Here is a 2,815-nt window from a genome sequence, read left to right as displayed (position 1 = left end):
CCCGAGGTCGATCACTTCGAAGTTGTTGCACTGCAGCACGACTCCGACGATGTTCTTGCCGATGTCGTGGACGTCGCCCTTCACCGTGGCCATCACGATCGTGCCGTTGGTGTCCTTGGCGGCAGCGGTACCGTTCTCTTCCTTCTCCTTCTCGATGAACGGCAGCAGGTACGCGACGGCCTTCTTCATCACCCGGGCCGACTTCACCACCTGGGGCAAAAACATCTTGCCGGAGCCGAACAGGTCACCGACGACGTTCATGCCGTCCATCAGCGGACCCTCGATCACCTCGATCGGGCGGCCGCCCGCGGCGGCGATCTCGGCGCGCAACTCCTCGGTGTCGTCATCCACGTGGGCGTCGATGCCCTTGACCAGCGCGTGGGTGATCCGCTCCCGGACCGGCAGGCCCCGCCACTCGGCCGCCTTCGGGTCCTCACCCTTGTCCTTGCTGTTGAACCGCTCGGCGATTTCCAGCAGCCGTTCGGCCGCGTCCTCGCGACGGTTCAACACGACGTCCTCGATGCGGTCCCGCAGCTCGGGGTCGATCGAGTCGTAGGGCACCAGCGCACCGGCGTTGACGATGCCCATGTCCAGGCCGGCCTTGATGGCGTGGAACAGGAATACCGCGTGGATCGCCTCGCGGACGGGGTTGTTGCCGCGGAACGAGAACGACACGTTGGAGATGCCGCCCGAGATGTGCACCCCGGGCAGGTTCTCCTTGATCCAGGCGCAGGCCTCGATGAAGTCGATCCCGTAGGTCGCGTGCTCCTCGATGCCGGTCGCCAGCGCGAAGCAGTTCGGGTCGAAGATGATGTCCTCGGGCGGGAAGCCGACCTCTTCGGTCAGGATCCGGTAGGCGCGCCCGCAGATCTGTTTGCGGCGCTCCAGGTTGTCGGCCTGGCCCTGCTCGTCGAAGGCCATCACGACCACGGCGGCGCCGTACTTGCGGCACAGCCGCGCCTCGCGGATGAACTTCTCCTCGCCCTCTTTCATGGAGATCGAGTTGACGATCGGCTTGCCCTGCACGTTTTTCAGGCCGGCCTCGATGACCTCCCACTTGGACGAGTCGATCATCACCGGCACGCGGCTGATGTCCGGCTCGGCCGCGATCAGCTTGGTGAACCGGTCCATCGCGGCGACGCCGTCGATCATGCCCTCGTCCATGTTGATGTCGATGACCTGCGCGCCGGCCTCGACCTGCTGCAGCGCGACCGAGAGCGCGGTGTCGTAGTCCTCGGCCTTGATCAGGTTGCGGAACCGGGCGGAGCCGGTGATGTTGGTGCGCTCACCGATGTTCACGAACAGGGAGTCGTCGGCGATGTTGAGCGGCTCCAGGCCCGAAAGCCGGGTCGCCACTTCGATTTTCGGCACCTCCCGGGGTGGTTTGCCCTCGACGACCTTCGCGATCTCGGCGATGTGCGGCGGCGCGGTTCCGCAGCAGCCACCGACTAGGTTGACCAGGCCGGCGTCGGCGAAGTCGGCGATGTAGCCGGCCTGCCGCTGCGGGGTCTCGTCGTACTCGCCGAAGGCGTTGGGCAGGCCGGCGTTCGGGTAGCAGGAGACGAAGGTGTCGGCGATGCGCGACATCTCGGCGATGTAAGGCCGCATCTCGGGCGCGCCCAGCGCGCAGTTGAGCCCGACCGCGATCGGCTTCGCGTGCCTGATCGCGTTCCAGAAGGCCTCGGTGACCTGACCGGACAACGTCCGCCCGGACGCATCGGTGATGGTGCCCGAGATGATCAACGGCCAGCGGCGTCCCCGGTCCTCGAACAGGGTCTCGACCGCGAACACCGCCGCCTTGGCGTTCAGCGAGTCGAAGATCGTCTCGATGATCAGCAGGTCGGCGCCACCGTCGACCAGGCCGTTGGCGGCCTCGAGGTAGGCGGCGACCAGCTGGTCGTAGGTGACGTTGCGGGCCCCGGGGTCGTTGACGTCCGGTGAGATCGACGCGGTGCGGGTGGTCGGCCCGATGGCGCCGGCGACGTAGCGGGGCTTGTCCGGGGTGCTGTACTCGTCGGCGGCCTTGCGAGCCAGGGCGGCGCCGGCGTAGTTCAGCTCGTAGGCCAGCTCCGCCATGTCGTAGTCCGAGAGGGAGATCGCGTTCGCGTTGAACGTGTTGGTCTCCAGGATGTCGGCGCCCGCCTCGAGATACTCGCGGTAGATCCCCTCGATGATCTGGGGCTGCGTCAGGTTGAGCAGGTCGTTGTTGCCCTGCAGCGCGGTCGGCCACTCCGTGAACCGGTCGCCGCGGTAGCCGGCCTCATCCGGCCGGTCGCGCTGGATCGCGGTGCCCATCGCGCCGTCGATCACCACGATCCGCTGGCGCAGCGCCGCCGTCAGCTCGTCGGTGCAGTCGGGGCGGATGTTCGGCGCGAAGGTGTTCGGCGCGGAAGTCTGGGCCTCAACGGCGGTCACGTGCACTCCTTCCATAACGGAAGGCGTCCTTGACTCTGCCGAGCGTGGCGGATACCGGCAAAGACCGGTACCCGTTGCAACGCCTCTCGACCAGAAAAGTCTACGTCGTCACCCGATCGACGTCCGGACGCCTAACTCATCGCCGCTATCGACAGTTCGTGGAGTCTGTCTGCGACATAGTTAACCAGGTTAACGAAATCGCAGCCGAACCTATTTCGTCTGGACCGCCGAGGATGTCAGTGTCGCAGCGGTGTCCCCTGGCGGCTGTCACGCCATAAGAATAGTCGTCCTATGCAAAGCCCCCGGTTGAACGTCAATCGGCCGACAATCCTTGGCCACCGCGCCCCGAACATCGGGCCGGAAGGCCGTACGCTAAATCTGTGACCCCGCCCGACGGCCC

Annotated in this window: 1 protein-coding gene; it reads right to left on the bottom strand. The window is 66.1% G+C overall.

All coding sequences use genetic code 11. The annotated features are described in order from the left end of the window. Positions 1-2,430: methionine synthase (gene metH, locus A9W96_RS20530; protein WP_067142574.1), on the bottom strand; the 2,430-nt coding region annotated here is incomplete at its 3' end. Positions 2,431-2,815: the final 385 nt, after the last annotated feature.

The sequence above is a fragment of the Mycobacterium sp. 1245852.3 genome, from assembly GCF_001669335.1.
Lineage (GTDB): Bacteria > Actinomycetota > Actinomycetes > Mycobacteriales > Mycobacteriaceae > Mycobacterium > Mycobacterium europaeum_A.
The sequence above is the reverse complement of the archived record's forward strand: the minus strand, read 5'-3'. Positions and strand labels throughout refer to the sequence as shown.